The 23,414-nt window shown below is 62.1% G+C and carries 20 protein-coding genes; 3 read left to right on the top strand and 17 right to left on the bottom strand.

The window, feature by feature from the left end:
• Positions 1 to 3: 3 nt before the first annotated feature.
• Positions 4 to 312 carry a hypothetical protein gene (locus BUB29_RS01955; protein WP_033522895.1) on the bottom strand — a complete coding sequence of 103 codons (309 nt, stop codon included), beginning with the start codon at positions 310 to 312 and terminating at the stop codon, positions 4 to 6.
• 338 nt (positions 313 to 650) lie between these two features.
• Here BUB29_RS01955 and BUB29_RS01950 point away from each other — a divergent pair, with 338 nt between their 5' ends.
• A complete protein-coding gene (locus BUB29_RS01950) occupies positions 651 to 1,574 on the top strand; it encodes a LysR family transcriptional regulator (protein ID WP_033522896.1) in 924 nt (307 codons plus the stop codon).
• Positions 1,575 to 1,708: 134 nt separating this feature from the next.
• On the opposite strand, the gene pyrE is transcribed toward BUB29_RS01950, so the two are convergent.
• The 15 genes from pyrE to BUB29_RS01875 form a co-directional block, all read right to left on the bottom strand.
• A complete protein-coding gene (pyrE, locus tag BUB29_RS01945; protein ID WP_033522897.1) occupies positions 1,709 to 2,404 on the bottom strand; it encodes an orotate phosphoribosyltransferase in 696 nt (231 codons plus the stop codon).
• A 106-nt stretch (positions 2,405 to 2,510) separates the two neighbouring features.
• Complete coding sequence (locus BUB29_RS01940; RefSeq protein ID WP_033522898.1) at positions 2,511 to 3,470, bottom strand: dihydroorotate dehydrogenase; 960 nt, start codon at positions 3,468 to 3,470, stop codon at positions 2,511 to 2,513.
• Between the two features lies 1 nt (position 3,471).
• Entirely contained in the window at positions 3,472 to 4,296 is an 825-nt protein-coding gene (locus BUB29_RS01935) for a dihydroorotate dehydrogenase electron transfer subunit (RefSeq protein ID WP_033522899.1), read from the bottom strand.
• An 18-nt stretch (positions 4,297 to 4,314) separates the two neighbouring features.
• A complete protein-coding gene (gene pyrF, locus BUB29_RS01930) occupies positions 4,315 to 5,262 on the bottom strand; it encodes an orotidine-5'-phosphate decarboxylase (protein ID WP_033522900.1) in 948 nt (315 codons plus the stop codon).
• Positions 5,263 to 5,295: 33 nt separating this feature from the next.
• Positions 5,296 to 6,720, bottom strand: coding sequence for a dihydroorotase (locus BUB29_RS01925; protein ID WP_033522901.1), 1,425 nt, complete (start codon positions 6,718 to 6,720; stop codon positions 5,296 to 5,298).
• Positions 6,721 to 6,724: 4 nt separating this feature from the next.
• A complete protein-coding gene (locus BUB29_RS01920; protein ID WP_033522902.1) occupies positions 6,725 to 7,144 on the bottom strand; it encodes an aspartate carbamoyltransferase regulatory subunit in 420 nt (139 codons plus the stop codon).
• The gene (gene pyrB, locus BUB29_RS01915; protein ID WP_173552571.1) at positions 7,144 to 8,106 is read right to left on the bottom strand and encodes an aspartate carbamoyltransferase; all 963 of its coding nucleotides are present in this window, start codon (positions 8,104 to 8,106) and stop codon (positions 7,144 to 7,146) included. The genes BUB29_RS01920 and pyrB overlap by 1 nt, the downstream gene beginning before the upstream one ends.
• Positions 8,107 to 8,359: 253 nt before the next feature.
• Complete coding sequence (locus tag BUB29_RS01910; RefSeq protein WP_033522904.1) at positions 8,360 to 11,464, bottom strand: bifunctional [glutamine synthetase] adenylyltransferase/[glutamine synthetase]-adenylyl-L-tyrosine phosphorylase; 3,105 nt, start codon at positions 11,462 to 11,464, stop codon at positions 8,360 to 8,362.
• A gap of 108 nt (positions 11,465 to 11,572) precedes the next feature.
• Positions 11,573 to 12,418 (bottom strand): methylenetetrahydrofolate reductase [NAD(P)H], encoded by an 846-nt coding sequence (gene metF / locus BUB29_RS01905; RefSeq protein ID WP_033522905.1) that lies wholly within the window; start codon positions 12,416 to 12,418, stop codon positions 11,573 to 11,575.
• Positions 12,419 to 12,645: 227 nt separating this feature from the next.
• On the bottom strand, positions 12,646 to 14,952 hold the full coding sequence (metE, locus tag BUB29_RS01900; RefSeq protein ID WP_033522906.1) for a 5-methyltetrahydropteroyltriglutamate--homocysteine S-methyltransferase: 2,307 nt from the start codon (positions 14,950 to 14,952) through the stop codon (positions 12,646 to 12,648).
• Positions 14,953 to 15,412: 460 nt separating this feature from the next.
• Positions 15,413 to 15,970, bottom strand: a complete 558-nt coding sequence (locus tag BUB29_RS01895) for a SixA phosphatase family protein (RefSeq protein ID WP_033522907.1) — start codon at positions 15,968 to 15,970, stop codon at positions 15,413 to 15,415.
• Positions 15,971 to 16,037: 67 nt separating this feature from the next.
• A complete protein-coding gene (locus BUB29_RS01890; protein WP_033522908.1) occupies positions 16,038 to 17,072 on the bottom strand; it encodes a tRNA (adenine-N1)-methyltransferase in 1,035 nt (344 codons plus the stop codon).
• Positions 17,073 to 17,075: 3 nt separating this feature from the next.
• Positions 17,076 to 17,984, bottom strand: a complete 909-nt coding sequence (locus BUB29_RS01885; protein ID WP_159046720.1) for a transporter substrate-binding domain-containing protein — start codon at positions 17,982 to 17,984, stop codon at positions 17,076 to 17,078.
• 27 nt (positions 17,985 to 18,011) lie between these two features.
• A complete protein-coding gene (locus BUB29_RS01880; RefSeq protein ID WP_033522909.1) occupies positions 18,012 to 18,962 on the bottom strand; it encodes a magnesium transporter CorA family protein in 951 nt (316 codons plus the stop codon).
• A gap of 120 nt (positions 18,963 to 19,082) precedes the next feature.
• On the bottom strand, positions 19,083 to 20,309 hold the full coding sequence (locus BUB29_RS01875; protein WP_073117553.1) for an Mbeg1-like protein: 1,227 nt from the start codon (positions 20,307 to 20,309) through the stop codon (positions 19,083 to 19,085).
• 72 nt (positions 20,310 to 20,381) lie between these two features.
• On the opposite strand from BUB29_RS01875, the gene BUB29_RS01870 reads away from it, so the two are divergent.
• Positions 20,382 to 21,584, top strand: coding sequence for a THUMP-like domain-containing protein (locus BUB29_RS01870; RefSeq protein ID WP_033522910.1), 1,203 nt, complete (start codon positions 20,382 to 20,384; stop codon positions 21,582 to 21,584).
• Between the two features lie 95 nt (positions 21,585 to 21,679).
• Here the strand turns inward: BUB29_RS01870 and BUB29_RS01865 are convergent, their stop codons facing one another.
• Entirely contained in the window at positions 21,680 to 22,084 is a 405-nt protein-coding gene (locus BUB29_RS01865; protein ID WP_033522911.1) for a pyridoxamine 5'-phosphate oxidase family protein, read from the bottom strand.
• 276 nt (positions 22,085 to 22,360) lie between these two features.
• Between BUB29_RS01865 and BUB29_RS01860 the strand changes: the two genes are divergently transcribed.
• Positions 22,361 to 23,404: a hypothetical protein gene (locus tag BUB29_RS01860; RefSeq protein ID WP_033522912.1), complete on the top strand. Its 1,044-nt coding sequence runs from the start codon at positions 22,361 to 22,363 to the stop codon at positions 23,402 to 23,404.
• Positions 23,405 to 23,414 lie beyond the last annotated feature (10 nt).

Genomic DNA, 23,414 nt, shown 5'->3' with positions numbered 1-23,414 from the left:
CCTTCACCTGACGTACCCCGCCGGCAGCGCCAACACCTTGATGCCCAACGTGTTAAGCACCTTGAATGTATTGGCGACATCCGCTTTCCCCTCGGTGATCAGGGATTCGATCACGCCGCCCTCGACGCCGGCCTTATTGGCAAGTTCCGATTCGTTAAGCCCCTGGTAGCCCATCTCATCCTTGATGACACGAGCCAACTTGTCCGTCGTGTTGAAATAGAAGCTCATCTGCCTGGGTTGGGGCTTGCTGAGAAACTCACGGATCTCTGGTTCCATCCCCGTCCAGCGACTCAACTCGATAGTTGTTTCCACGGCACGTCTCCTTTTCTCCCACCATAATGCCAACGCACAGCCTTATACCCGTATCTGGATACATGGCGAAAAGCCCCGTAACGTCTATATTGAGTAAGGAAACCGATCAATCCAACAACCGAGGGGTGCGCCGATCATGCGTTCTCAGGTGGCTGATGCGCCGGTTCTGCGCAACGAAGCGTTGTTCCAATGAGAGGAGCCTCGGCACGTTCAAGTCATCCGCACCGATCAACCCGTTTCGCCCAGCTGCAGAGCCGTCAACATCTGTCGATTCCACTATGTAGACACACGGTTATAAGGCGACGGACAGCGTCATGACTTGGTTCTAACCTGAGCTTATGACTCTCCTGCAGTTGAAATACATCGTCAAAATCGTCGAATGCGGTTCGATGAACGAGGCCTCCCACGAACTGTACGTATCACAGCCCGCGCTGAGCTCATCCGTCAAGGAACTGGAGAAGGAGCTCGGCATCGAGATCTTCACCCGCTCCTCCCAAGGCATCGCGCTGACCGTGGACGGCGCGGAATTCCTCACCTACGCGCGCCAGGTCCTCGATCAGGCGTCCCTGCTCGAGGAACGGTACAAGAACGCCAAGCCGCGCAAGCAGCTGTGCACCGTCTCGACGCAGCATTACATGTTCGCCGTGGAAGCGTTCGTGGAGATGATCAATTCGATCCGTTCCGACGAATACGAGTTCACGATCCGCGAGACCCGCACGCGCGACATCATCGACTCCGTCGCCAACATGCGCTCCGATCTGGGCATCATCTACCTGTCCGACTTCAACAAGGACGTCATCGGCAAGCTGCTGCGCGAGAAGCACCTGGAATTCCATCCGCTGTTCCGCGCCCCGCTGCACGTGTTCATCTCCCGCGACAATCCGCTCGCCATGAAGAAACTCATCACGATGAAGGATCTCAAACCGTTCCCATTCATCCAATACGAGCAGGGCGAGGACGGCAGCTTCTACTTCGCGGAGGAGGCCGTATGGCCCGACTACTCCCCCAAGCAGATCAACGTGACCGACCGCGCCACGATCCTGAACTTCATCATCGGCCTGAACGGCTACACGGTGTGCACCGGCATCGACAACGGCGACCTCAACAACGAGAAGATCGTCACCGTGCCGTTGGATTCCGACGAGACCATGCTGGTCGGCTGGATCACCAACGAGCGTGCGAAACTGTCGACCGCGGCGGAAAGCTATCTGGAGAAACTCAAGTCGGTGGTCACCGATCACGGCTACAACCTGATCGACTGAACGTCATCGTTCCCGCACATCCGTGCGGATGGCAGCGGATAGTACAAGGGGATTCCCGAATGGGAATCCCCCTTCATCGTTTGGGGCATAACGTTACGCCCGCTCCCCCGCCCCGCGAAAACGCGGGAAGGGAATCAGGCGCCGTAGCGGGCGAGATACTCGTCGGCGGCAGCGGCGATCTCCGGCGTCACATACGCGGTGCCATCGGCGGTTTCGATATGCTGGCCGGCTTCGAAGATCTCCTTCACGTTCGCGATGGCGAACACCGGGAAACCGAACTCGGCTTCGACGGCCTTGACCGCGGAAGTGTCGGAATCCTTGGTCTTCTCCATACGGTCCACGCTCAACACCAGACCCACGACCTCGACATCGGCCTCGGCCTTGAGCTTCGGGATGACCTCACGCACCGCGGTGCCGGCGGTCATCACATCGTCGACGAGCAGCACCTTCATGCCGTCGGTCAGCTGGGTGCCGACCATCATGCCGCCGTCGCCGTGATCCTTCTTCTCTTTGCGGTCGAAGGTGTAGCCGATCTCCATGCCATGGCCCGACGTGAGGCTGATAGCGGTGGAGACGCCCAACGGAATGCCCTTGTAGGCCGGACCGAACACGGTGTCGATGTCCTTCGGCAGGTTGCCCGCTTCGATCTCGCTGGCGATCTTCTCCGCGTAGAACGCGCCGAGCGTCGCGATCTTCCTGCCGTCGTTGAACGCGCCGGCGTTGATGAAATACGGGGACTTGCGGCCGGACTTCAGCGTGAACTCGCCGAACTTCAACGCCTTGGATTCCAACAGGAACTGTGTAAAACGAATATCGAGGGATTCAGCCATTGCTTTCCTTTCCCGTTTCTGTATCGAAAACTCAAATATGCCTCGGCATCCGGCGGGAGTCGGCATGCCATATGTACCCGTCTCCCGCCAGATGCCCATCGGACTCTTAGCGCCAGGTCTGCCCGGCGGCGAGCTTGGCCGCAAGCTCCGGACGATCGTCAAGCAGATCGTCAAGCTCGCGCGCCACACGCAGCGGAGCGACCGGGTCGAACAGGGCCGCAGCGCCGACCTCGACCGCATTGGCACCGGCGTACAGGTATTCCAACGCCTTCTCGCCGGTGTCGATGCCGCCGATGCCGATAATCGGCACCTCAGGCAGCACGGTGCGCACGCGATAAACGGCAGCGATGCCCACAGGCAGCACAGCCGGGCCGGACACGCCGCCGGTACGATTGGCGATGATCGGCTCGCCGGTCTTGATGTTCAGCCTCATGCCCAGCAACGTGTTGATCATGCTCAGCGCGTCGGCGCCATGCTCGACGGCCGAGCGGGCCGGAGCGGTGATATCGGTGACGTTCGGCGTGAGCTTGACGATCATCGGCTTGTCGGTCATCGGGCGCAGCTTGTCCATGAGCTTGGAAAGGGCGACCGGATCGGTGCCCACGCTCATGCCGCCGTGCGTCACGTTCGGGCAGCTGACGTTGATCTCCAGCATGTCCGCGTCGCAGTCGGCGAGCTTGGCCACAACCTCGCAGTAATCCTCGTCGCAATGGCCGGCCACGTTGGCGATGACGGTCGCGCCGATCTTCTTGAGCTTGGGCAGATCGTCGACCAGATAATGGTCGACGCCCGGGTTCTGCAGGCCGACGGCATTGAGGTTGCTGGCGGGGCCTTCGGTGGTACGCGGGCTGGGATTACCTTCCCACGGCACCGGGGAGACGCCCTTGGTGCACACGGCGCCAAGCTGGCTCACATCGTAGAACCAGCGCACGGCGGCGTACTGGAACGTGCCGGAGGCGGTGCCCACCGGGTTCTTCCAAGTCACACCGGCCACCTTGGTGGAATGCTTCCACTCGTGCGGTTCGTACAGGTTGACGTGCTCGTTGCTGTTCGTGTTCGCCGTCATATCATTCACCCCATCCCAACTGTTCGCGAGAGAAGACCGGACCGTCGGAGCAGACCTTGAGCCTGCCGTCCACGGTGTCGATGGTGCACAGCACGCAGGTGCCGTAACCGCAACCCATGCGCTGTTCCATGCTCAACTGGCATGCCAGGTCGCGCTTGGCGGCCCAGGCGGCCACCGCCTTCATCATCGGCAGCGGTCCGCACACGAGCAGCACGGTATCCAGTCCGTCCACGATCAGGCCGTTCTCGGATTCGAGCTGGTCAAGCAGCGTCACGACGTTGCCATGCTCGTTGTCGATGCTCAGCACGTTGTCCGCGTACGGCGCGACGATGTCGTCCGCGAACTTCACGTCACGGTAGCCGAACACGGCGGTGACCTTCGATTCGCCGGCATCATACAGCTTCTGCGCGGCGCAGATCAGCGGCGGCACGCCCAGGCCACCGGCGACCAGCACGTAATGCGCCTTATCCTTGACCTTGAAGGGGTGCATGCCCAACGGGCCGAGCACGTCGACGCTGTCGCCGACCTGCTTGGCGGCGAGGTTCGCCGTACCCTTGCCGACCACGGCGAAGATGATGCTCACCTCATCGCCGTTCACTTCGCTCACGCCGAACGGACGCGGCATGAGCATCATCTCGTCATCGGTGAACAGGTTCACGAACTGGGCCGGACGCGCATGTTCGGCGATGTACGGATCGCGGAACGCCATGCGGACGACTCCGGGGGCGAGCTCATCAATCGCGGTGATGACAACAGGGTGACGCGGCGGGAAATAGCCTGCGGCGACCGCCTCGTCCACCACGTCATAGGTGCGGGTGAAAGTCATGTTCATCTCCTCTTGCTCTTACAGCACTGCTCTCAGATTATCGCGCATGTCGATGGTCGCCGCACGGGCGCTCTCACCGACCAGTTCGAGCGCCTCATCGGCGCTCATGCCTTCGCTGTACTGGCCGCTCTTGCGCCATGCGCCGATGATGCCACGCGACGAGTTGACGATCGCGCCGGAACCGTCGGCATCGAACATGCCGCGAACGTCGGCCGCGGTGCCGCCCTGCGCACCGTACCCCGGCACGAGGAAGAACGTGTGCGGCATGCGCTTGCGCAACGCCTTGCCTTCCTCGGAGTGGGTGGCGCCGACGACCGCGCCAACACGCGAATAACCGTACTTGCCGATTGTTTCGGCTCCCCAGCCTTCGACCAGATCGGCGACATGCTCGTAAACCTTCTTGCCGTCGGCCAAGTCGAGCATCTGCAGCTCGCTGGAGGACGGGTTGGAGGTGCGCACCAGCACGAACAGATCCTTGTCGGCTTCGGTGGCGGCGTCGACGAACGGCGTGATGCCATCGGTACCGAGATACGGGTTGACGGTGACCGCGTCGATGCTCCACGGGTCATGCTCCCCCACGCCGGTGAGCATGCGGGCGTAGGCGGCGGCGGTCGAACCGATGTCGCCACGCTTGACATCGGCCAGCACGTACAGGCCGCGTTCGCGCGCGTACTCGCAGGTCATGGCGTACACGTCCACGCCCGCGGGGCCGAGCGCCTCATACATGGCGATCTGAGGTTTGACCGCGGGGACGATGCCCGCGACGGCGTCGATGATGGTGCGGTTGAACTCGTAGTAGGCGACGGCAAGCTGGGCGGCCTGCAGTTCCTCCTCGCTTTCGACGGATTCCCGGACCTCGTCGGCGAAGGATGCCACCACTTGGGCCGGCACGAGCGCTTCCGTCGGGTCGAGGCCGACGACGCTGGGGTTCTGCGTCGTGTTAATCGCTTCGATGAGGCGATCCATATTCTTTCCTTTCGCTGGTGCTTTCGGTGGTGGTTACAGTCGGCTGAACGCCAGGGACGTGCCGATGATGGTCGCGAGCGGGCGGCCGGAAACCTGCCATCCGCCGAACGGGGTGTTGCGGGCCTTGGAGTGGAAACGTTCCGGGTCGACGGTCCACTGTTCGGCCGTGTTAAGCACGGCCAGGCCGATCCGCGCGGCGTCGTCGCACTTACGCAGGTCCAGCACGCGCTTGGTCCCGCCGACCGCACCCTGCTGCTCGTCGAGCAGTGCGGTGATGTCGGTGGGCGTGCGTCCCATGAGCTTCATCGGCTCGCCGGCCATCAGTTCGATCAGGCGCTTGTCGGAAATATAGCCGCCATCCACCAGCACCTTGTGGCACACGCCGTACGCGCATTCGAGCCCGATGATGCCGTTGGGCGCTTCGAGGAAGCCGAGCCGCTTCTCGTCGAGGGTGTGCGGCGCGTGATCGGTGGCCAGCATGTCGACGGTGCCGTCCGCAATGGCCTCGATGGTGGCCTTGCGGTCGGCTTCGCTGCGCAGCGGCGGATTCATCTTGGCGAGCGTGCCGTACTTGAGCAGCGCCTCGTCATTCAGTGCGATGTAATGCGGCGCGGTCTCGCAGGTGACCGGCAACCCTTTGGCCTTGGCGGCGCGGATCGCCTCGAAAGAGATCGCGGTGCTCACATGCTGGAAATGCACGTGGACGCCGGTTTCACGCACCTTCTCGATATCACGCGCGACGATGTTGAGCTCGGTGTCCTCGGGAATGCCGGGCACGCCAAGTTCACGCGACACGGGCCCTTCGTTGACCGCGCCCGTGTCATGGTGTTCGCAGTGTTCGATGAGGTACAGGCCCGACTCCTTGGCGTTGGCCAGCACCTGATCGAGGATCTCGGGCGTGGTGGCCGAACCGTCGTCGCTGATGGCGGTGACAGGATGCGCAAGCTGGTATGCGTCCTTATTCGCCGTATCCTCGCCCGGCATGTACCTGCGCCATTTGGCCACTTCGGTGGCTTCACGGCCCACACGGCCCTTGGACGCGCACACGCACAGGTCGTAGTTCACCGGCAGCTTGACGCCGTGCACGGCCTCGTAGTGCTGCAGGTAGTCGATGACGTTGTCATAGCCCGCATCCAGCACTTCCTTCGCGCCGGGGGCTTCGGGATCGGCAAGCGTCTCGCCGTCCATGGCGGGTACGGTGTTGGGCATGATGAGCACGTTCGTGTATCCGCCGGACGCGGATGCCGCACAGCCGGAGACCATGGATTCCTTGTAGGTTTGGCCCGGATCGCGGAAATGCACGTGGGGGTCGGCGAAGCCGGGAGCGAGGGTGAGCCCGGTGGCGTCGATGTTCTCGGCGAGCGGCTGCTCGGTCAGCGCATCGGCGGAATCGTCGACGATGAGATCGATCGTCTCACCGGTGTCCCAGACCGTGATGTCGTGGAGGGTGATGGCCATGCTGTCAGAACTTCGCTTCCTCGTCGCAGTAATCGCAACGGTATTCCTGACGGTCGGAATGCACCAGGTGGAACATCTGCACGGCGGGTTCGGTGGTGGTCACGCAACGCGGGTTCACGCACTTGATGATGTTCACCACATGCTCGGGCAGCGTCGGTTTCTTCTTCTCGACGATCCTGCCGCCGCGCACAATGCCGACGGTGGCGGTGCGGGCCACCAAGCCCAGCACGTCAAGGTCGATGGATTCGGTTTCGTCCTCGATCTTGATGATGTCCTTGGTGCCGTACAGGTGGCTGTCGGTGTTCATGATCAACGCGAGCTTGGTCTTCGACGGGTCGATTTTCAAATAGTCGAGCACCTTGAGCGCGGTGCCGGCCGGCACGTGATCGATGATGATGCCGTTCTGAATGCTGGTGACTTCCATCAGGCCTGTACCTCCTTGGCTTCCAACGGTTCGTATCCCGGCAGTTCGTCGCCGACCACCGAGCTTTCCAACGCCATGCGCATGAGCATGCCGTTCTTGACCTGCTCGAAATAGGCTGCTCGCGGGTCGTCGTCGACTTCGACGGCGATTTCGTTCACGCGCGGCAGCGGGTGCAGCACGGCCATATCGGGCTTGGCCTTCGCCATCTTGGCCTCGTCGAGAATGTAGGTGTCGCGCAGGCGCAGATAATCATCCTCGTTGAAGAAACGTTCCTTCTGCACACGGGTCATGTACAGCACATCAAGATCGCCGATGACGGAGACGAGGTCCTTGACCTCGGTGTAGGAACAGGACGGCGTCGCGTCGATACGGTCGAGCACGTAGCGCGGGGTCTTGAGCTCGTCGGGGCTGATCAGCACGAAGTTCACGTTGCCGAAGCGGCATAGCGTCTCGATCAGGGAGTGCACGGTGCGCCCGAAGGTCAGATCGCCGCACAGGCCGACGGTCAGATTGGTCACACGGCCGAAACGGGACTGCAGGGTGGCCAGATCGGCCAGCGTCTGCGTCGGGTGCATATGGCCGCCGTCGCCGGCGTTGATGACCGGCACGGAGGCGGCGCGGGAAGCCACGAGCGCGGCTCCCTCCTTCGGATGACGGATGGCGACGACATCCACATAGTTGGAGACGGTCTTCAGGGTGTCGGCGATGGTTTCGCCCTTGGTCACGGATGCGAGCTGGGCCCCGGCGAAGCCGATGACCTTGCCGCCCAGACGCAGCATGGCGGTTTCGAAGCTCAGGCGGGTGCGTGTGCTCGGCTCATAAAACAAAGTGGCGAGCACCCTGCCTTCGCAGGTGTGCGCCACTTCCTTACGATGAGAATCAATGTATTGCGCTTTATGAAGAAGCTCCCGGATCTGTCGGATCGAAAGATCATCAAGAGTGATAACGCTTTTACCGACCATCGGCGTTTCGATCGCCGGTTCGAGTTCTGAAGACAACGGCTCACCTTTCATGCAACTTGTGGTTGAAGGTGGCCACTCGAAGTGACCTAGCCAACTATAGGGCGAGCCACTGACCCACGGCGGCGCCCGCGTGTTCGCACCGGAATCATCGCCATGCCGCCGCGACGCGCGTCTCCGGGCGCGGGCACCCATACCCCCGCAGGCCACCCCGCAAGCCCGGAAGACGCGCATCGCGCACTCCCCGGCGTATCCCCTATTCGCGTCCGTAGAACAGACGTTCCGTCACATCACGGCTTCTGCGCATCATGGCGAGCAGGTCGTTCTCGAAATGCTGCCCGCGGTTCGCGTCATAGCCGAGATACACGGCGATGCCGCCCAGTGAATAGATGTCGTCGGGCAGAATGTCCGCCTGGGCCACGCGCCCGGACCACAGATAGTTGCCGTTGCGGGCGGCGGTGCACATGCGCCAGGCCTTGCGCAGCACGGCGGCATCGGCCGAATCCACGATGCCGAGCCGTTCGAGTTCATCCAAAGCGGGAAGCGTGGAATTGACGCGCAGGCTCTCATGGTCACCGGCATGCCTCAGCTGCATGAGCTGCACGGTCCATTCGATATCGGACAGGCCGCCCTTGCCGAGCTTGAGATGACGCTCCCTACGCACGCCGCGCGGCAGACGTTCGGCTTCCATACGCGCCTTGAGCTTGCGGATCTCGCCGAGCTGCGTTTCGGTCAGGTCGGCGTTCGGGTAGCGCAGCGGGTCGGCGATATTGCGCAGGAAATCCTCGGCGAGACGTTCGTCCCCCGCCGCGTACCGCGCCCTCAGCAGCGCCTGATGCTCCCACGTGCTGGCCCAGGATCGGTAGTACTCCTCGCAGGATGCGTAGGAGCGCACCAGCGGACCGTTCTTACCTTCGGGGCGCAGATCCATATCCAGTTCGATCTTCGGCTCGATGGTGGTCGGCCCTTGCAGGATGGCCCGCAGGCCCTCCTGCACCTTGCGCGCGAAAGCGAACGCCGCATCATCGTCCACGCCATCGGCCGGACGGTAGATGATGATCACGTCCGCATCCGAACTGAAGTTCACCTCGCCGCCGCCGTACCGGCCCATGCCGATCACGCTTATCACGGCGGGCGGCTCGTCAAGACCGGAATCCGACATCTGATGGCGGATCGACCAGCGCAACGCCGTGTCGATGATCGCGTCGTACACGTCGGTCATGCCGTGCAGACTGACCTCGTCACCGATGACGCCGCTCATCCATCCCAAACCGATGCGCTCGATCTCATGGCGGCGCATGGCACGCATGGATGTGGCGAAATCGTTGATATCCCAAGCGTTGCGTTCGAGCGAGGAATTGCATTGCACGTCGAGGCTCGCCCTCGTGCGGCATTCCAGCTCGTTATCCTCGCCCATCCAGGTGACGGATTCGACCGACTTGTTGAGCGCATCGCCCAGGAACCGCGAATTCGACAACACATGGCACAGTCGTTGCGCCGCCGACGTGGAGTCGCGCAGGAAGCCGAGATAGTCGCTGTCCGAACCGAAATGCTCCTCCAGTTTGCGCCAGTTCAGCAAACCCATGTCGGGGTTCTGGCCTTCGCCCAGCCATTCGAGCACGGCCGGCAGGATGATGCGGTTGATCTTCGCCGCCCTGCTGATGCCAGCGGTGAGCGCCGCCACATGGCGCATGGCGGACTGCGGATCACCGAAACCGATGGACGAGAAGCGTTCCTCGGCGGCCTGGGTGGTCAGCTGCACCTGATCCTCGTCGAGTTGGGCGCTGATGGGCAGCATCGGGCGGTAGTAGATGTCGAGATGCAGGTGACGTACCTCGCGGCGCGTCTCGTCATAACGTTCCACGAGCTCCTCGGGGTGCAGGCGGAAGGCGCGTGCCACACGGCGCAGCTCCTGATTGCGGCTGAGCTCGTCCACGTTGATGTCACGTTTGCGTTCAAGCCCGCCGAGATTCGCGGAACCAAGATCCGGGAACAGGTGCGTGCGTTTCAACGCCCACATCTGCTGGCGATGTTCCAGCACGCGTTCGAACCGGTAGTCCGCGGCGAGTCTCGCCGCCTGCTTGCGTGACACGTAGCCGCCGTCGGACAGCCGACGCAACGATTCGAGGGTGGAACGCGTGCGCAGGCTCTCGTCGGATCGGCCATGCACGAGCTGCAGCATCTGCACGGTGAACTCCACGTCGCGTAGGCCTCCCCTGCCGAGCTTGATCTCCCGGTCCTTGAGCGGCGCGGCGATGAGATTCTCGACACGTTTGCGCATCTGCTGGCAGTCGTAGACGAAATTGTCACGCTTGGACGCCGACCATACGAACGGTCTGGTCATATCCAAGTATTCCTTGCCGAGAGCGCGGTCGCCGGCCACGGGCCTGGCTTTGAGCAGCGCTTGGAACTCCCAGTTCTCCGCCCACTGCTCGTAATAGCCCTTATGCGATTCGACGGTGCGCACCAGCGGGCCGTCCTTGCCTTCCGGGCGCAATCCGCCGTCGATCTGCCACAGGGCTGGGGCGGCGACGCCCATGATCACGGACTGGCATACGCGTTGTAGGGTGGTGGCCATTTTGGTGCCGATACGGAACAGTTCCTGGCTGCCGGTCTCCTCGTCGGCGGGTTCCACCGCGTAGATGAGGTCGACGTCGGACACGTAATTGAGTTCCTGCGCTCCGAGCTTACCCATGCCGATGATGGCGAAACGCACATGTTCGCTGCCTTCGACCTCATGGCGGGCGATGGCCAACGCGCCCTCCAACGCGCTGTCCGCCAGATCGGACAGTTCGCGGCTGATGGTGGGCTGGATGATGCACGGATCGGTGGCCGTGGCGTCCTGCGCCATGATCGCCGCGAGATGACGGTAGTACGTGCCACGCAATGCCGTGGCCGAATCGGCGAGTTCCATGGTGGACACGGGAGCATCCGCTTCGTCGGGATCGGCGCCGATCGCCGTGAGCATGGATGCGCGGCGTTGCGCATGGTTGTACAGGTAGGTGTTGTCCGCGTCGGTCGACGCCGCCTGGACGAGATCGGGATGGAAGCGCATGAGCTTGCCCATCGCGTCGGAGACGCCGAGCACGGTGACGAGCCGTTCGAAGGATTGCCGGTCGGGCATGATGCCGTCGATGTCGTCGCCGCGGCTGACCGCGACGTTGACGATGGAGACGAGGTTGGTGAGCGCGACATCGGGGTCGCATGCCTTCGACAGTGAGGCGAGTACCACGCCCAACCGGTCGTCGTCTATGCCGTTCGATTTGAGTTTGCCGAACAGGTCACGCGCGGTGTCAAGATCCTGCAGACCCGCGCGGATCAGGTCCATGGCGGAAGGTTGGAAGCGCTCGTTCACAGTCATGCCACCAATCTACTCCGCGCGTCGAACCGACGCCCGGCATGTCCGGTTCGACGCGCCGATGATGCGGCCGCGGATAGCCCACGGCCGGTCCGAAAGCCGGTCCGAAAGTCAGTCCGTGAACAGTCCGGAAACGTTGTTCCAGATGCGGCGGACGACGGCCGGGTGGTTCATCGTGTACAGGTGGACGCCGTCCACGCCGTGGGCCACCAGATCGGCGACCTGTTGGGAGGCATACGCGATGCCGGCCTCGCGCAGCGTCGCGGGGTTCTCGCCCCAACGCTGCAACATCACCTCCACCGATTCGGGCACGCGGGCTTCGCAGGTGGAGCTCATGCGACGCACGGATTTGGCGTTGGTGACGGGCATGATGCCCGCCTCGATGGGCACGTCGATGCCGGCGGCGCGAGCCTTGTCAAGGAACCGGTAGAAGTCGACGTTGTCGTAGAACAGCTGGGAGATCAGGTGCGTGACGCCCGCATCGACCTTGCGCTTGAGATTGTCGATGTCCTCATCCAAGGTTTTGGCCTGCGGATGCTTCTCCGGGTAGCAGGCGCCGTACACCTTGAGCTGCGGCCTGGTTTTGCGGATGTAGGTAACCAGGTCGCTGGCGTATTCGAACACGCCGGCGGGGGTTTCGCCCTCCACGCGGTCGCCGCGCAGAGCGAGGATGCCTCCCACCTTGGCCACTTCGAACAGGTCAAGCGCCACATCGGCGGCTTCCTTGTCCAAATACTGGGCGGTCAGATGGGCCACTGCGGGAATACCGTATTCGCCACGGATCGTGTTCGCGATACGCGCCGTGGCGGTGCGGTCCTTGGATTTGCCGGTGCCGTAGGTGACGGAGATGAACGCCGGGGCAAGACCCTGCAATCCGTCGAGGGTGTCGTAGATGGTGCCGACCGGCGCGTTCCTGCGCGGCGGGAACACTTCCAGAGAAAACAGCGGCGAGGTCATTTCTTCTCCTGTTCACCTCGTGATCGGACCGATATGGCCCATGATGGTCGCGGCGCATTCGTGTGCGTCGCCCGCACGCCGGGCGTCACCGTCGGCGTGCGCGTATGGCGAGGGCCGTCCCCATCGGAAGGAGCGGACGGGAACGGCCCTCGCCTGATATGCGGCATGCGGATGCCCGTAGGCACCGTTCGGCTACCGCGATTGCCTGAGTTGCTGGGTTACTTGAGTTACTTGGCGATCTTGGCGCGCACGGCCTTGGCGGCGGCGACCAGGTTCTCCAGGCTCGGCCAGGTTTCGGCGTTGCCACGGGTCTTCAGACCGCAGTCCGGGTTGATCCAGACCTTCTCCACGTCCATCTTCTTGAGGATCTCGTAGATGCGATCCTCGATCTCCTGCTCGGAGGGGATGCGCGGGGAATGGATGTCGTAGACGCCCGGGCCGGCCTCGGTTTCGAACTTGGCGTCGTGGATGGCGTCGAGCACCACCAGATCACCGCGGGAAGCCTCGAAGGAGATCACATCCGCGTCCATGGCGTCAATGTCTTTGATGATGTCGTTGAACTCCGAGTAGCACATGTGGGTGTGGATCTGGGTGGTCGGCTTGACGGCGGAGTGCACCAGACGGAACGCCGGGATGGCCCAATCCAGGTACTTCTTATGCCAGTCGGTCTTCCTCAGCGGCAGCTTCTCGCGCAGTGCGGCCTCATCGATCTGGATGACCTTGATGCCGGCGGCCTCCAGATCGAGCACCTCGTCGCGGATGGCGAGGGCGAGCTGCTGGGTCTGCTGCTCGTGGGTGATGTCCTCACGCGGCCAGGACCAGTTGAGGATGGTCACCGGGCCGGTGAGCATGCCCTTCATCACATGGTCGGTGCGGGACTGGGCGTAGGCGCTCCATTCGACGGTGATCGGGTTGGCGCGGGACACGTCGCCCCAGACGATCGGAGGCTTCACGCAGCGGGTGCCGTAGGACTGGACCCACGCGTTCTTGGTGAACAGGAAGCCGTTGAGGTTCTGGCCGAAGTATTCGACCATGTCGTTGCGCTCGAATTCGCCGTGGACCAGCACGTCGAGACCGATCTCCTCCTGATGCTTGATGCAGGCGTCGATCTGGCTCTTCATGAACTCGTCGTATTCGGCCTTGTCGATCTCGCCCTTGCGCAGCTTGGCGCGTTCGGCGCGGATCTCCCTGGTCTGCGGGAAGGAGCCGATGGTGGTGGTGGGCAGCAGCGGCAGGCCAAGGGCCTCGCGCTGTTCCTTCTGACGTTCGGCGCGGGCGGGCTGGCGGACGAAATCATCGTCGGTCAGCGCGGCGAGACGGGCGGCGACGGCCGGGTCGGAGGCGACGCGGGTACCGTCGAACAGCGCCTGATTGGCCTTGAGCTCGGCGGAGGCCTTCTTGGCTTCCTCGTCGGCATCGGCCAGCACGGCGACCTCGTGCAGTTCGCCCAACTTCTCGACGGCGAACGCGAAGTGCCTGCGCACCTCGTCGGCCAGACCGGTTTCACCTTCGGTGCTGAACGGCACGTGCAGCAAGGAGCTGGCGGTGGAGACGGCGACGTTCGGGGTGACCTTCTTCAGGGCATCCACCAAGCCGAGGCTGACCGCGTAGTTGTTGCGCCAGATGTTACGGCCGTTGATCACACCGGCGAAGATGGTGGTGTTCTCGGCGACGCCGTACTGTTCGACGGCGGCGAGGTTCTCCTCGCGGCCCTCGTTGAGGTCGAGGCCGATACCGTCGAAGCCGAGCAGGTTGACGGTCTCGTAGGCGTCGGCGATATGGCCGAAGTAGGTGTTGAGCAGCACCTTGACGGCGCCCTTGCGGGCCGACAGGATCTTGGAGTACAGGGACTTGAACAGCGAAAGGTCGCCGTCCTCCTTGTCGAGCACCAGATACGGCTCGTCGATCTGGATCCATTCGGCGCCCAGACCGGCGAACTTGGTGATGACTTCGGCGTACACAGCGGCGACGGCATCGATCAGGCCGCGGTCGTATTCGACCTCCTCGGCCTGCGGGTTGCGGGCGAGCTTGAGGAAGGTGTACGGGCCGATGAGCACCGGCTTGGTGACGATGCCCAGCTCCTTGGCCTCGTTGAACTCGTCGAACGGCTTGGTGCTGTTGAGCTTGATTTCGGTGGCCTCGTCGATTTCGGGGACCAGATAGTGGTAGTTGGTGGTGAACCACTTCTTCATCGGCAGTGCGGTCACGTCACCCTTGTCGCCCTGGTAGCCGCGGCCCATCGCGAACAGGGTCTCCTCCGGGTTCTCGAAGGCGAGACGCTGGTAGCGCTGCGGGATCACGTTCAGCAGGATCGCGGTATCGAGCATCTGATCGTAGTAGCTGAAGTCGTTGCTCGGAATCAGGTCGATGCCCGCTTCCTGCTCGAGCTTCCAGTGCTTGGCGCGAAGTTCCTTGGCGGTGGCACGCACCTCGCCCAGGCTGGCGTTGCCCTTCCAATACGCTTCGATGATCTTCTTGAGCTCTCGGTTCTGACCGATGCGCGGGAACCCGGACACGGACGTAAGTGCGGACATGAATCCTCCCAAAATGCCTACTACGGATACGTCATTGAACCCGTCCACCCTATCAAAATCGTTCCAAAATCAGGCTATCAAGACCGCTGGGGTGTCGTTATAGACGAAGGTTATAGCTGTGTGGGCGCCTCTGCGCGCGAGGGAAATCCCGGCCCGTTCACGGACCCGCTGAGGCGGGTTCATCGGGTTCCGCGGCTTGCCGGGAAGCCGCGGAACGGGTAACTCGCTTATATGTGGCGGATCCAAGGGTCCGCGGAAAACCAAGTGGCTTACAGATGGCACCCATACGTGGATATCGCAAGTATAGACGTTGCGATTGTGCGGTTCCTACTCGCGGTATCGCGCTTTGAGTGCCATTTATAAGCCACCTAGAGGAAAGCGCTCCCCCGAATCCGCCATATATAAGCCAAGTAGGCGCCGAACAGACACCGTGCGGACGGTTTCGCCTTAGGACGGCGTACTATTCGAAGTCCATTGGCGACATGACCGCCAGCAGCACACCGTCATGCAGCTGCCACTGGTTGAACGGCTTGTTCGAGGCGAGCACCAGAACGCCCGCGGTCTGCACGCCGAGATTGAGCATGTCGATGCGGTCCGCTTTGGATTCGTCGGAGGCGAGCCACTGCCCACAAATCGATATCGTCGGCTCATGGCCGAGCACCATCATCACACGCGTCTTGTCCTTGGCGTGGGCGAGCTCATCGAACACGGCCTGCAAGCCGCCGTCGTACAGGCTCTGATGGTAGTCGACCTGCGTCTTGTCACCGAATACCTTGAGCAGCCTGCCGCAGGTCTGGCGGGCACGAAGCGCCGCCGAACAGTCGATGACCTCCGGCACGAGCTTCATCTCGCGCAATCCCTTGGCGACCTTCTTGGCTTGCTTAAGCCCCTTCTCCGCCAGCGGACGGTCGTAATCGCCGTTCTTACCCGTGACTTCGGCCTTCGCATGACGCATCAGGATCAGCACGTGATCGTATTGCTTGGCTTTCTTCGCGGTCTTGCTCATTCGGCTTGCCATTGTAGCCCCCTATCGAACGTCATCGGTCGGGCGCCTTCGGCGTGCCCCGCCGCTTCCATCTTATCGGTTACTCCTCGCCGATCTCGCCGAGCTGCCGGTCGAGATCGCGCAGCACCTTACGCAGTTTGCGGTCGGAGATGTCGCGCAGCTGAAGATCCTCCAGCTGCGCCTCGCGCTCCTCCGGGGTCAGGTCGTCGATGTCGGTGACCGTGTCCTTGGTGGCGCGGTCGCGCTTCTTCAACGCCTGGAAACCTTCGGCCATGGCGCGGGAGACGACCAGGAAACCGGTGTGGCCGATCATCTGATGATCCGGTCGGACGGCAAGCCCCTGCGCCTTCCAACTGCGTTCCAAGGTTTCCTGGATGTCAGGCTCGGTCCACACTCCGGATTCGCGCAAGGCTTCGGCCAATCGGCTCATCTGCGTGGTGGTGGTGACGTAGCAGACGAGCACGCCTCCCGGAGCGATCACGCGGTATGCCTGTTCCAGCCGGTTCCATGGGTCGAGCATGTCCAGCATGATGCGGTCGTAGGAGTGTTCGGGCAGCGTGGCGGCCACGCTGTCGAAGTCACCGACCTTCAGATTCCACCATTCGGGGCGCTTGCCGTAGTAGAGCGTGGCGTTCGCTTTGGCTACCCGCGCGAAATCGGCGCGCAGCTCGATGGTGGTCAGCGACCCGTTCTCCCCCACGGCGTCAAGCAGGTTCACGCTCATCGCGCCGGATCCCGCGCCGGATTCGAGCACGCGCAGCCCGCGTCGGATGTCGCCGAGCTGAATGACCTGGGCGATGTCCTTCGGGTACATGATCTGTGCGCCGCGCGGCATGGACAGCACGTAATCCGCCAACCTCGGACGCATGACCGCGTACTGCCAACCGCCGATGGCGCGTGCCGCCTTCCACGGCTTGGCGCTGTCGGTTCCTTCACGTTTCGCGGTGACGGTGGTGACGACCACGCCTTCGGTCCGGCCGATCACGTCATCGTGCAGGATCAGGCCATGTTCGGTCTGGGTGACCCCGCCCGGCGTCAGCTGCTCGGTGATCTTCTTGCCTTTGCGGTCCGAGAACTGCACCTTCTCCCCAGCCTGCAACACTCCACGTCTCATCCGTCATTCCTTCCAGCCGGTTTCGGCCTGCAACTGCTGTTGGTATTCCTTCAATGTGCCGTCGGAGCGCATGTCGGACAGCGCGTCCGCAACGTTCTTGGCCAACGTTTTCGAGGTTTTCGGCACCGCGATGCCGTAGGAGCCCTTCCCATAGGAGATGCTCCGCGCGACCACGCCCACGTCACGTGCCTGGGCGTGGGCCAGGCCGGCGAGAATCACGGCATCGCCGGCCACGGCCTTCGCCTTGCCCGTCATCAGATCGGTGACGCACTGCGGGTAGGAGCCGCGCTCCTCGATATCCGCCTTGGGCTGCGTGGCTAACAAACGTTCGCTAGCGCCGCTGCCTTTCACCGTGCACACCGTCTGCCCACGCAACGCGCCGGTGCCGGTCATCGCCACCTTATCCTCCGGGCGGACCAGCACGCTTTGCGACGTGGACAGGTACGGACCGGCGTACTGCGCCGCATCGTCCGCGGCGACGATCGCCTTGCCGGGCCCGTCAGTCTTGCCGGTCCCGTCGGTTTCGCCGGATTGACCGGAATCCGTCGACTCGTCCGGTGTGGGCATGGCCTCGACGACCATGTCCACACCGCCGTCGGCGAGCCGCGCCGCACGATCGGCGGGCATCACCTGCTTGAACACGATCTGCTTCCTCGCGTACCCCAGCTTCCCCGCGACATATCGGGCGACATTCACCTCGAAGCCTTCGTACGCGCCCTCATGCCAGAATCCCAACCCGGGCACGTCCGATGAGATGCCGATGGTGAGAATCGGCCCGTTCGGCTGGATGATCGAGGAATCGACCTGCCCGGCACCGCACGCGGCCGCACCCGGCAGCATCAACGCCGCCGCCAGGCATGCTCCGGCCGCGCGGGCCATGCGACCGCGCCTCATCATGCCTGCCTTGCTCATCGGAACGCCCATCACCTTCGATGGGCCTTATCTAAAATTCCGCGAGCGCGTCAGGAACCAAGTGACCAACGCGGACAGTATGACGGACAGTAGAACGACGGCGGTGAAACCCCAGGGCTTGTCGGTGAACGGCATGCCGAGCATGCCCTCCTGGAAGTTCATGCCGTACATGGAGAAGATCAGCGTCGGCACGGAAAGCGTGATCGAGATAATGGTGAAGATGCGCATCACATTGTTCATGTTGTTCGACACGATCGACGCGAAGGCGTCGGTCATGTTCGCAAGAACGCCGCTGTAGATGTTGGCCATCTCGATGGCCTGCTTGTTTTCCGTAATGACGTCGTCAAGCAGATCCTCGTCGTCCTGATACTGTTTGATGCGCTGCAGGGTGGTGAGCTTTTCCATCACGATTTCGTTCGATTTGAGCGATGTGGTGAAGTACACCAAGGTCTTGCTCAGTTCCATCAGCATCATGATCTCGCGGTTGTGCATCGAATGGCGCAGCTTGAGTTCGAGCTTGTCGCTCTCGCGGTCGATGATGCGCAGATAGCGCAGATACATGGTGGCATTGCGGTACAGGATCTGCAGAATGAACCGCGAGCGCATGAAGGTGTTGAATCCGCGGATCGTGCCTTCCATGAAGGGGTGCAGCACCGGGGTGTCCTGCATGCAGACGGTGACGATGAGGGTTTCGGTGACGATGATCGACAACGGAATAGTTTCATACCAGTCTCGTCCGCCGCGTTCTTCGACGGTGGGGATGTCGACGATGATCATCGTGTAGTCGTCTTCGACGTCCACGCGCGAGCGTTCCTCGTCATCCAGGGGGGCGCGCAGGTCGGCGAGGTCGATGCCAGTTTCGGAGGCGACGGATGCCAGCTCAGCGTCCGTGGGTTCGCTCAGGCATAGCCATGAGCCGCTTTCCGGTTTCTCTACACGCTCCACTTGGCCGTTAATGGTGCTGAACATCCTCAACATCGTTTCTCACCCGCCTCTCCGAATCCTCTGCGGCCGTGCCTGTCCTACTTCCTGTGGCCGCCCTTCCTGTAATCGAACCGTGCCAAGTCTAGCCCTATGGGCACGACTTTGGACGGGCGGTCATGGTACTTGTTCACTTTTCTGTTGCTTTTCGTTCATCGTTGCCGTTCGTACCGTCTCGTTTCCTTTCCCGTCTGCCGTCGGCCATTCTTCGAATAGTGATTTTGCCGCCGTGATGGGGAATGCTTTGAGGATGTTGAGGATCAGTGTTTTCGTCGCCTCGTCGGTTTTTCTGGCCGCTTGCGCAATGGTCGGCAGGGCCTCGCCCATATGGTCGGTGAGTTCGGCGAATGACGGGTACCCTGCGGAGGCGATGATGTCGTAGCATTGGTCGACCGCGCAGGCGCGTTCCTGATCGGTGAATTGTTCCATCCATGCGTCCAGGGTGCGGTCGAGCAGGCGTGAGGCGGGGGTGAGTTCGGGTTTGGTGACGAATTCGCCGTTTTCGATGCGCCAGTTCAACCCCATGTGCTGCATGATGCCGGAGACGTTTGTTTCGACGATGGTGTATCGGCTCACGGTGCTCATGAGCATGCCGATGACGGAGGATTCCGGAACGGTTTTCTCCACGCGTGGCTCGATGGCGTGGAAGGCGTGGCTGCGTGTGACCTCGCGCATGAATCCGGGGCCGTCGTGGGAGAATATGCGCGAGATATGGTCGGATTGGGTTTTCATGGCTGTGTATACGGCGAGGTTGCCGCCTTTGGAATGGCCTCCGACTGCGATGCGCGCGGGATGCGCGGCGAAGGGGTTCGATGCGCGTTCGTCGACGGATCGGTAGTATTCCACGGCCTGGCTTTGCGATGGGACCGGGCATCGTACACTCATATTGAAGTCCTCTTTCCAGCCCACCAGTGAGTTGTCGGTGCCGCGGAACGCCACATACAGCATTGTTCTCACGCTGTCGGCGTCCGGCTGGATGCCGTCGCAGTCCGTAAGGTCGAAGGTGACTGCCGCGAACTGCGTTTCAGTGTGCTCGTCGAATCGTTCCGCGTATTCTCCCACCCGCAGTCCGCGGAATCTGGGGCTTTCGGCTACGGCGACCAGCAGATCGTGCCGGCCGGCATCATATTGGGATCCCGTGCAGAACATTTCCGGGTAGTGTTCGGCCTGAAGCAGTTCCCATATGGGCACGGTGGCTATGCTGCGGGCCGAGCCGAACAATGGCACCGCTGCCGGCATTCTGATATAGGCCAGTTCGGACAGCACCAGCGAATCCACCGCTCCGAACGGCTTGTGGGCGAATGTGCGCATTTCCGTTCGTACGTAATCAACCATGTTTCCCATACCCATACTCTAGTCCCGCGCCTTCGTGCCGGCCGCACCCGATAGGGCGGCGGGTCCTACAATGATGGGGTGATGAATGATGAGACCCGTGCGTTCGTTGCGGCGCACCGTATGGAGAATGTTCGCGATCTGGCGTTGCATGCGAAGCGTGGTGACGCCGTTAATCTGCCTCTGGCGCTCAATCAGATCGCCGGATGGCAGACGGCCCGTACGAAGCTTCCCGACTGGGCGGCATGTGATGGCGTGGTCTACCCTCCGCACCTGTCGATGGAGCAATGCTCCTCGCAGTCCACGGCGCGGTACAAGGCCGGCGTCGCCAAGCGAATCGTCGGTTCCGATGCTGCCGCGAACGGCTTGTTGGTCGATCTGACCGGCGGGTTCGGCGTGGATTTCTCCTATATGGCACGCGTGTTCGGTCATGCGACGTATGTGGAGCGCCAACCTGTTCTGTGTGAGCTCGCAGAGCATAATATGGCCGCATTGGGTGTGGCGCACGCGCGGATCGTGAATGACGAGGCGGAGCATTTCCTTCAGGGAATGGATCAGGCCACACTGGTCTTTCTCGACCCGGCACGGCGTGATGCGCATGGCGCCCGCACCTATGCCATCGCCGATTGCACGCCCGACGTATTGGCGTTGGCGGATGCGCTGCTGGCAAAGGCGCCGCATGTCATGGTCAAGCTCTCCCCCATGCTGGACTGGCATAAGACCGTGGAGGATTTCGCCGGCCTGGTCCACGAGGTGCATATCGTCTGCGCTGGTGACGAATGCAAGGAACTGCTGCTGGTCATCGGCAGGGACCGTTGCACCTCCCCGCACATGTATTGCGTGGATGACGATCGCGTGATCGATTACAAGATCGGTTCAGACGAGAGGACCGGCACGGCAAATGACGCATATGATCCAGCGGATGCACGGTTCCTGTATGAGCCGAACGCCTCGATCATGAAGGCGGGGTGCTTCGCCCTGATCGAACACAGATTCGGCGTGCACCAGATTGCGCCGAACAGTCACCTGTTCACCAGCATCAAGCCCGTGGCGGGTTTCCCGGGCCGGTCATTCGCCATCGACGCGGTATGCACAATGAACAAACGCGAACTGCGGCATGCGCTTGAAGGCGTAGGCAGGGCGAATATCGCCACCCGTAATTTTCCGATGTCCGTCGCAGCGTTGCGCAACAAACTCAAATTGAAGGACGGCGGCAACGTCTACCTGTTCGCCACCACGTCCTCTTCCGGCACCCATCTGCTGTTCCGCACCAGCAAAACGGCCTAGGCCGTTGCACTCGCTCGACATGCACAGTACGGATAGCAACGTGCGGCCATGCTCGTATACGGTTCGTATGCGGGCATGGCCGCACGTCAGGGCTTTCAGTCTTTGCTGATGGTCGTGCCTGCGGCGGCACCCGGAGTCAGATCCTGGATCTCGGTGACTTCAAGCACCGGAATGACGGCCGGCTTCTTCGTTCCCCTGGCTTCAGCCACACGCACCTGCTCCTCGTAAAGCGCGTCGTCATCGTGCAGGGTGACGATGCCACGGAAACGGTACCCCTTGCGTTCCTCCAGATTCGCGAAGGCGATGACCAGCGGCGAACCGTTGCGCAGGTCGCTCATGATCTGCCCGGCGGTGCGTTCGTGATACCCGATGTGGTTGTCGTCTATGACGAACGTGGACATTTTCGGCCCCAAATCCACCTGGCCTTGCGGCGAGACGGTGGCGACCCAGCCGAGGTTGTGCTCGATGAATTCCCTCATTTCCGGAGTGATGGTTGCCATGGTGCTTCCTTTCGTCGTTGAATCCGCAACTGTGTCAAGCGTATCGTGCTTGGACGTTCGACGCACGGCTCGTCGATGTGACAATGTTCACGTTGCCTCAAATCGTTCGTCGGCACCATGCTCAGCCTTCGGTAGGAGAACGACAGGCTCTCCTCGTGCTGTGGAATGAGATCATCCGCGCGTTCTCATTCCACAGTCTCAGGGGGTTGCAAAGATTGCAAATCCTTCACCATTAGCCCAGTGTCGTTCCAGTGTCTATGGCTATGGTCGGGTACCGTGAAGAAGTTTTTCGAAGGCATATCCATATCCCAGATCATCGCGGGCTCGCTCGCGGCGATCACATCGTTTTTCCTGGCCGGCAAGATCGGCGTCGCCGGTTCCACCATCGGCGCCGCGGCCAGTTACATCATCTCGACGGTGGCCGGCAAGGTCTACCAGAACGTACTGAAGGCCTCGGGCGAGAAGCTGCAGGCGGCAAGCCCGTTGGGCGGCTCCTCCAGCGAGTCGGAAGGCGCTGCGTCCGATCAGTCCAAGCAGGCCGAACAGGCCGAATCCGCTGCCGGCGACCAGACCACCGCCGCCGCGGATGCCGAAAAGGCCACAAGCACTGAAGACACCGCGGACATGAGCTCGCTGGAACAGCCCCGTACCGTTGTCTCCAACGGTGCGCTCTCCCCTGCCGGCAGCGACGGCAAGGTGCAGACCTTCGCACAGGTTCGTCATCGCAATGTCAAACGCATGGCCATCGTCGTTTCGCTGATCAGCGGTCTGGTCGGCGTGGCGCTCACCGCCGGCGTGGTGCTGCTGTTCACGCAGGGCAAGGGCACCGATACCGTGGTACGTGACATGACCGGCAAATCCTCCGTCGTGGAGACGCCGAACGATGGCGCGGACCAGAACACTCAGGACACCACCACCCCTGATTCCAACCAGTACGGCACCGACGACCACAAGCCGCGCAACGGTTACGGAACCGACTCCCCGTATGATTCCAAGAATCCCACGGAGCAAAACGGCTCCGGCACGAATTCGAATTCCGGAACCAGCTCGAACAAGGGCACAAACTCCAACTCCGGCAACTCCAACAGCTCCGGCAACTCCACCAATCAGAACGGCAATTCCGGGTCGGGCAACTCCGGCAACTCGGGTTCAGGCAATTCCAACGATTCAGGCAGTTCCAACGGTTCGAACGGCTCCGGCAACTCCACGAATTCCGGCGGTACAGGAACCGGCGGCACGGGGCCGAACAGCTCCGGCACCGATTCCAGCACCAGCAGCGGCACAGGAACCGACTCATCGGGTTCCACCAGTTCCAACTGACCGTCAATCA

The sequence above is a fragment of the Bifidobacterium merycicum DSM 6492 genome (assembly GCF_900129045.1).
GTDB lineage: Bacteria > Actinomycetota > Actinomycetes > Actinomycetales > Bifidobacteriaceae > Bifidobacterium > Bifidobacterium merycicum.
The sequence above is the reverse complement of the archived record's forward strand: the minus strand, read 5'-3'. Positions and strand labels throughout refer to the sequence as shown.

Coding starts and splice junctions, on each gene's coding strand:
- BUB29_RS01920 (WP_033522902.1), bottom strand. CDS start 7,144: ATGGAAGTCACCAGCATTCAGAACGGCATCATCATCGATCACGTGCCG.
- BUB29_RS01925 (WP_033522901.1), bottom strand. CDS start 6,720: ATGGCCATCACCCTCCACGACATCACGGTCTGGGACACCGGTGAGACG.
- BUB29_RS01865 (WP_033522911.1), bottom strand. CDS start 22,084: ATGGCAACCATCACTCCGGAAATGAGGGAATTCATCGAGCACAACCTC.
- BUB29_RS01895 (WP_033522907.1), bottom strand. CDS start 15,970: ATGGCAAGCCGAATGAGCAAGACCGCGAAGAAAGCCAAGCAATACGAT.
- BUB29_RS01880 (WP_033522909.1), bottom strand. CDS start 18,962: ATGTTGAGGATGTTCAGCACCATTAACGGCCAAGTGGAGCGTGTAGAG.
- BUB29_RS01950 (WP_033522896.1), top strand. CDS start 651: ATGACTCTCCTGCAGTTGAAATACATCGTCAAAATCGTCGAATGCGGT.
- pyrE (WP_033522897.1), bottom strand. CDS start 2,404: ATGGCTGAATCCCTCGATATTCGTTTTACACAGTTCCTGTTGGAATCC.
- BUB29_RS01870 (WP_033522910.1), top strand. CDS start 20,382: ATGAATGATGAGACCCGTGCGTTCGTTGCGGCGCACCGTATGGAGAAT.
- metE (WP_033522906.1), bottom strand. CDS start 14,952: ATGTCCGCACTTACGTCCGTGTCCGGGTTCCCGCGCATCGGTCAGAAC.
- BUB29_RS01910 (WP_033522904.1), bottom strand. CDS start 11,464: ATGACTGTGAACGAGCGCTTCCAACCTTCCGCCATGGACCTGATCCGC.
- pyrF (WP_033522900.1), bottom strand. CDS start 5,262: ATGGATCGCCTCATCGAAGCGATTAACACGACGCAGAACCCCAGCGTC.
- BUB29_RS01935 (WP_033522899.1), bottom strand. CDS start 4,296: ATGACTTTCACCCGCACCTATGACGTGGTGGACGAGGCGGTCGCCGCA.
- BUB29_RS01940 (WP_033522898.1), bottom strand. CDS start 3,470: ATGACGGCGAACACGAACAGCAACGAGCACGTCAACCTGTACGAACCG.
- BUB29_RS01875 (WP_073117553.1), bottom strand. CDS start 20,309: ATGGGAAACATGGTTGATTACGTACGAACGGAAATGCGCACATTCGCC.
- BUB29_RS01885 (WP_159046720.1), bottom strand. CDS start 17,984: ATGAGCAAGGCAGGCATGATGAGGCGCGGTCGCATGGCCCGCGCGGCC.
- BUB29_RS01890 (WP_033522908.1), bottom strand. CDS start 17,072: ATGAGACGTGGAGTGTTGCAGGCTGGGGAGAAGGTGCAGTTCTCGGAC.
- metF (WP_033522905.1), bottom strand. CDS start 12,418: ATGACCTCGCCGCTGTTTTCTCTGGAAGTGTTCCCGCCGCGCAGGAAC.
- pyrB (WP_173552571.1), bottom strand. CDS start 8,106: ATGGTCGGTAAAAGCGTTATCACTCTTGATGATCTTTCGATCCGACAG.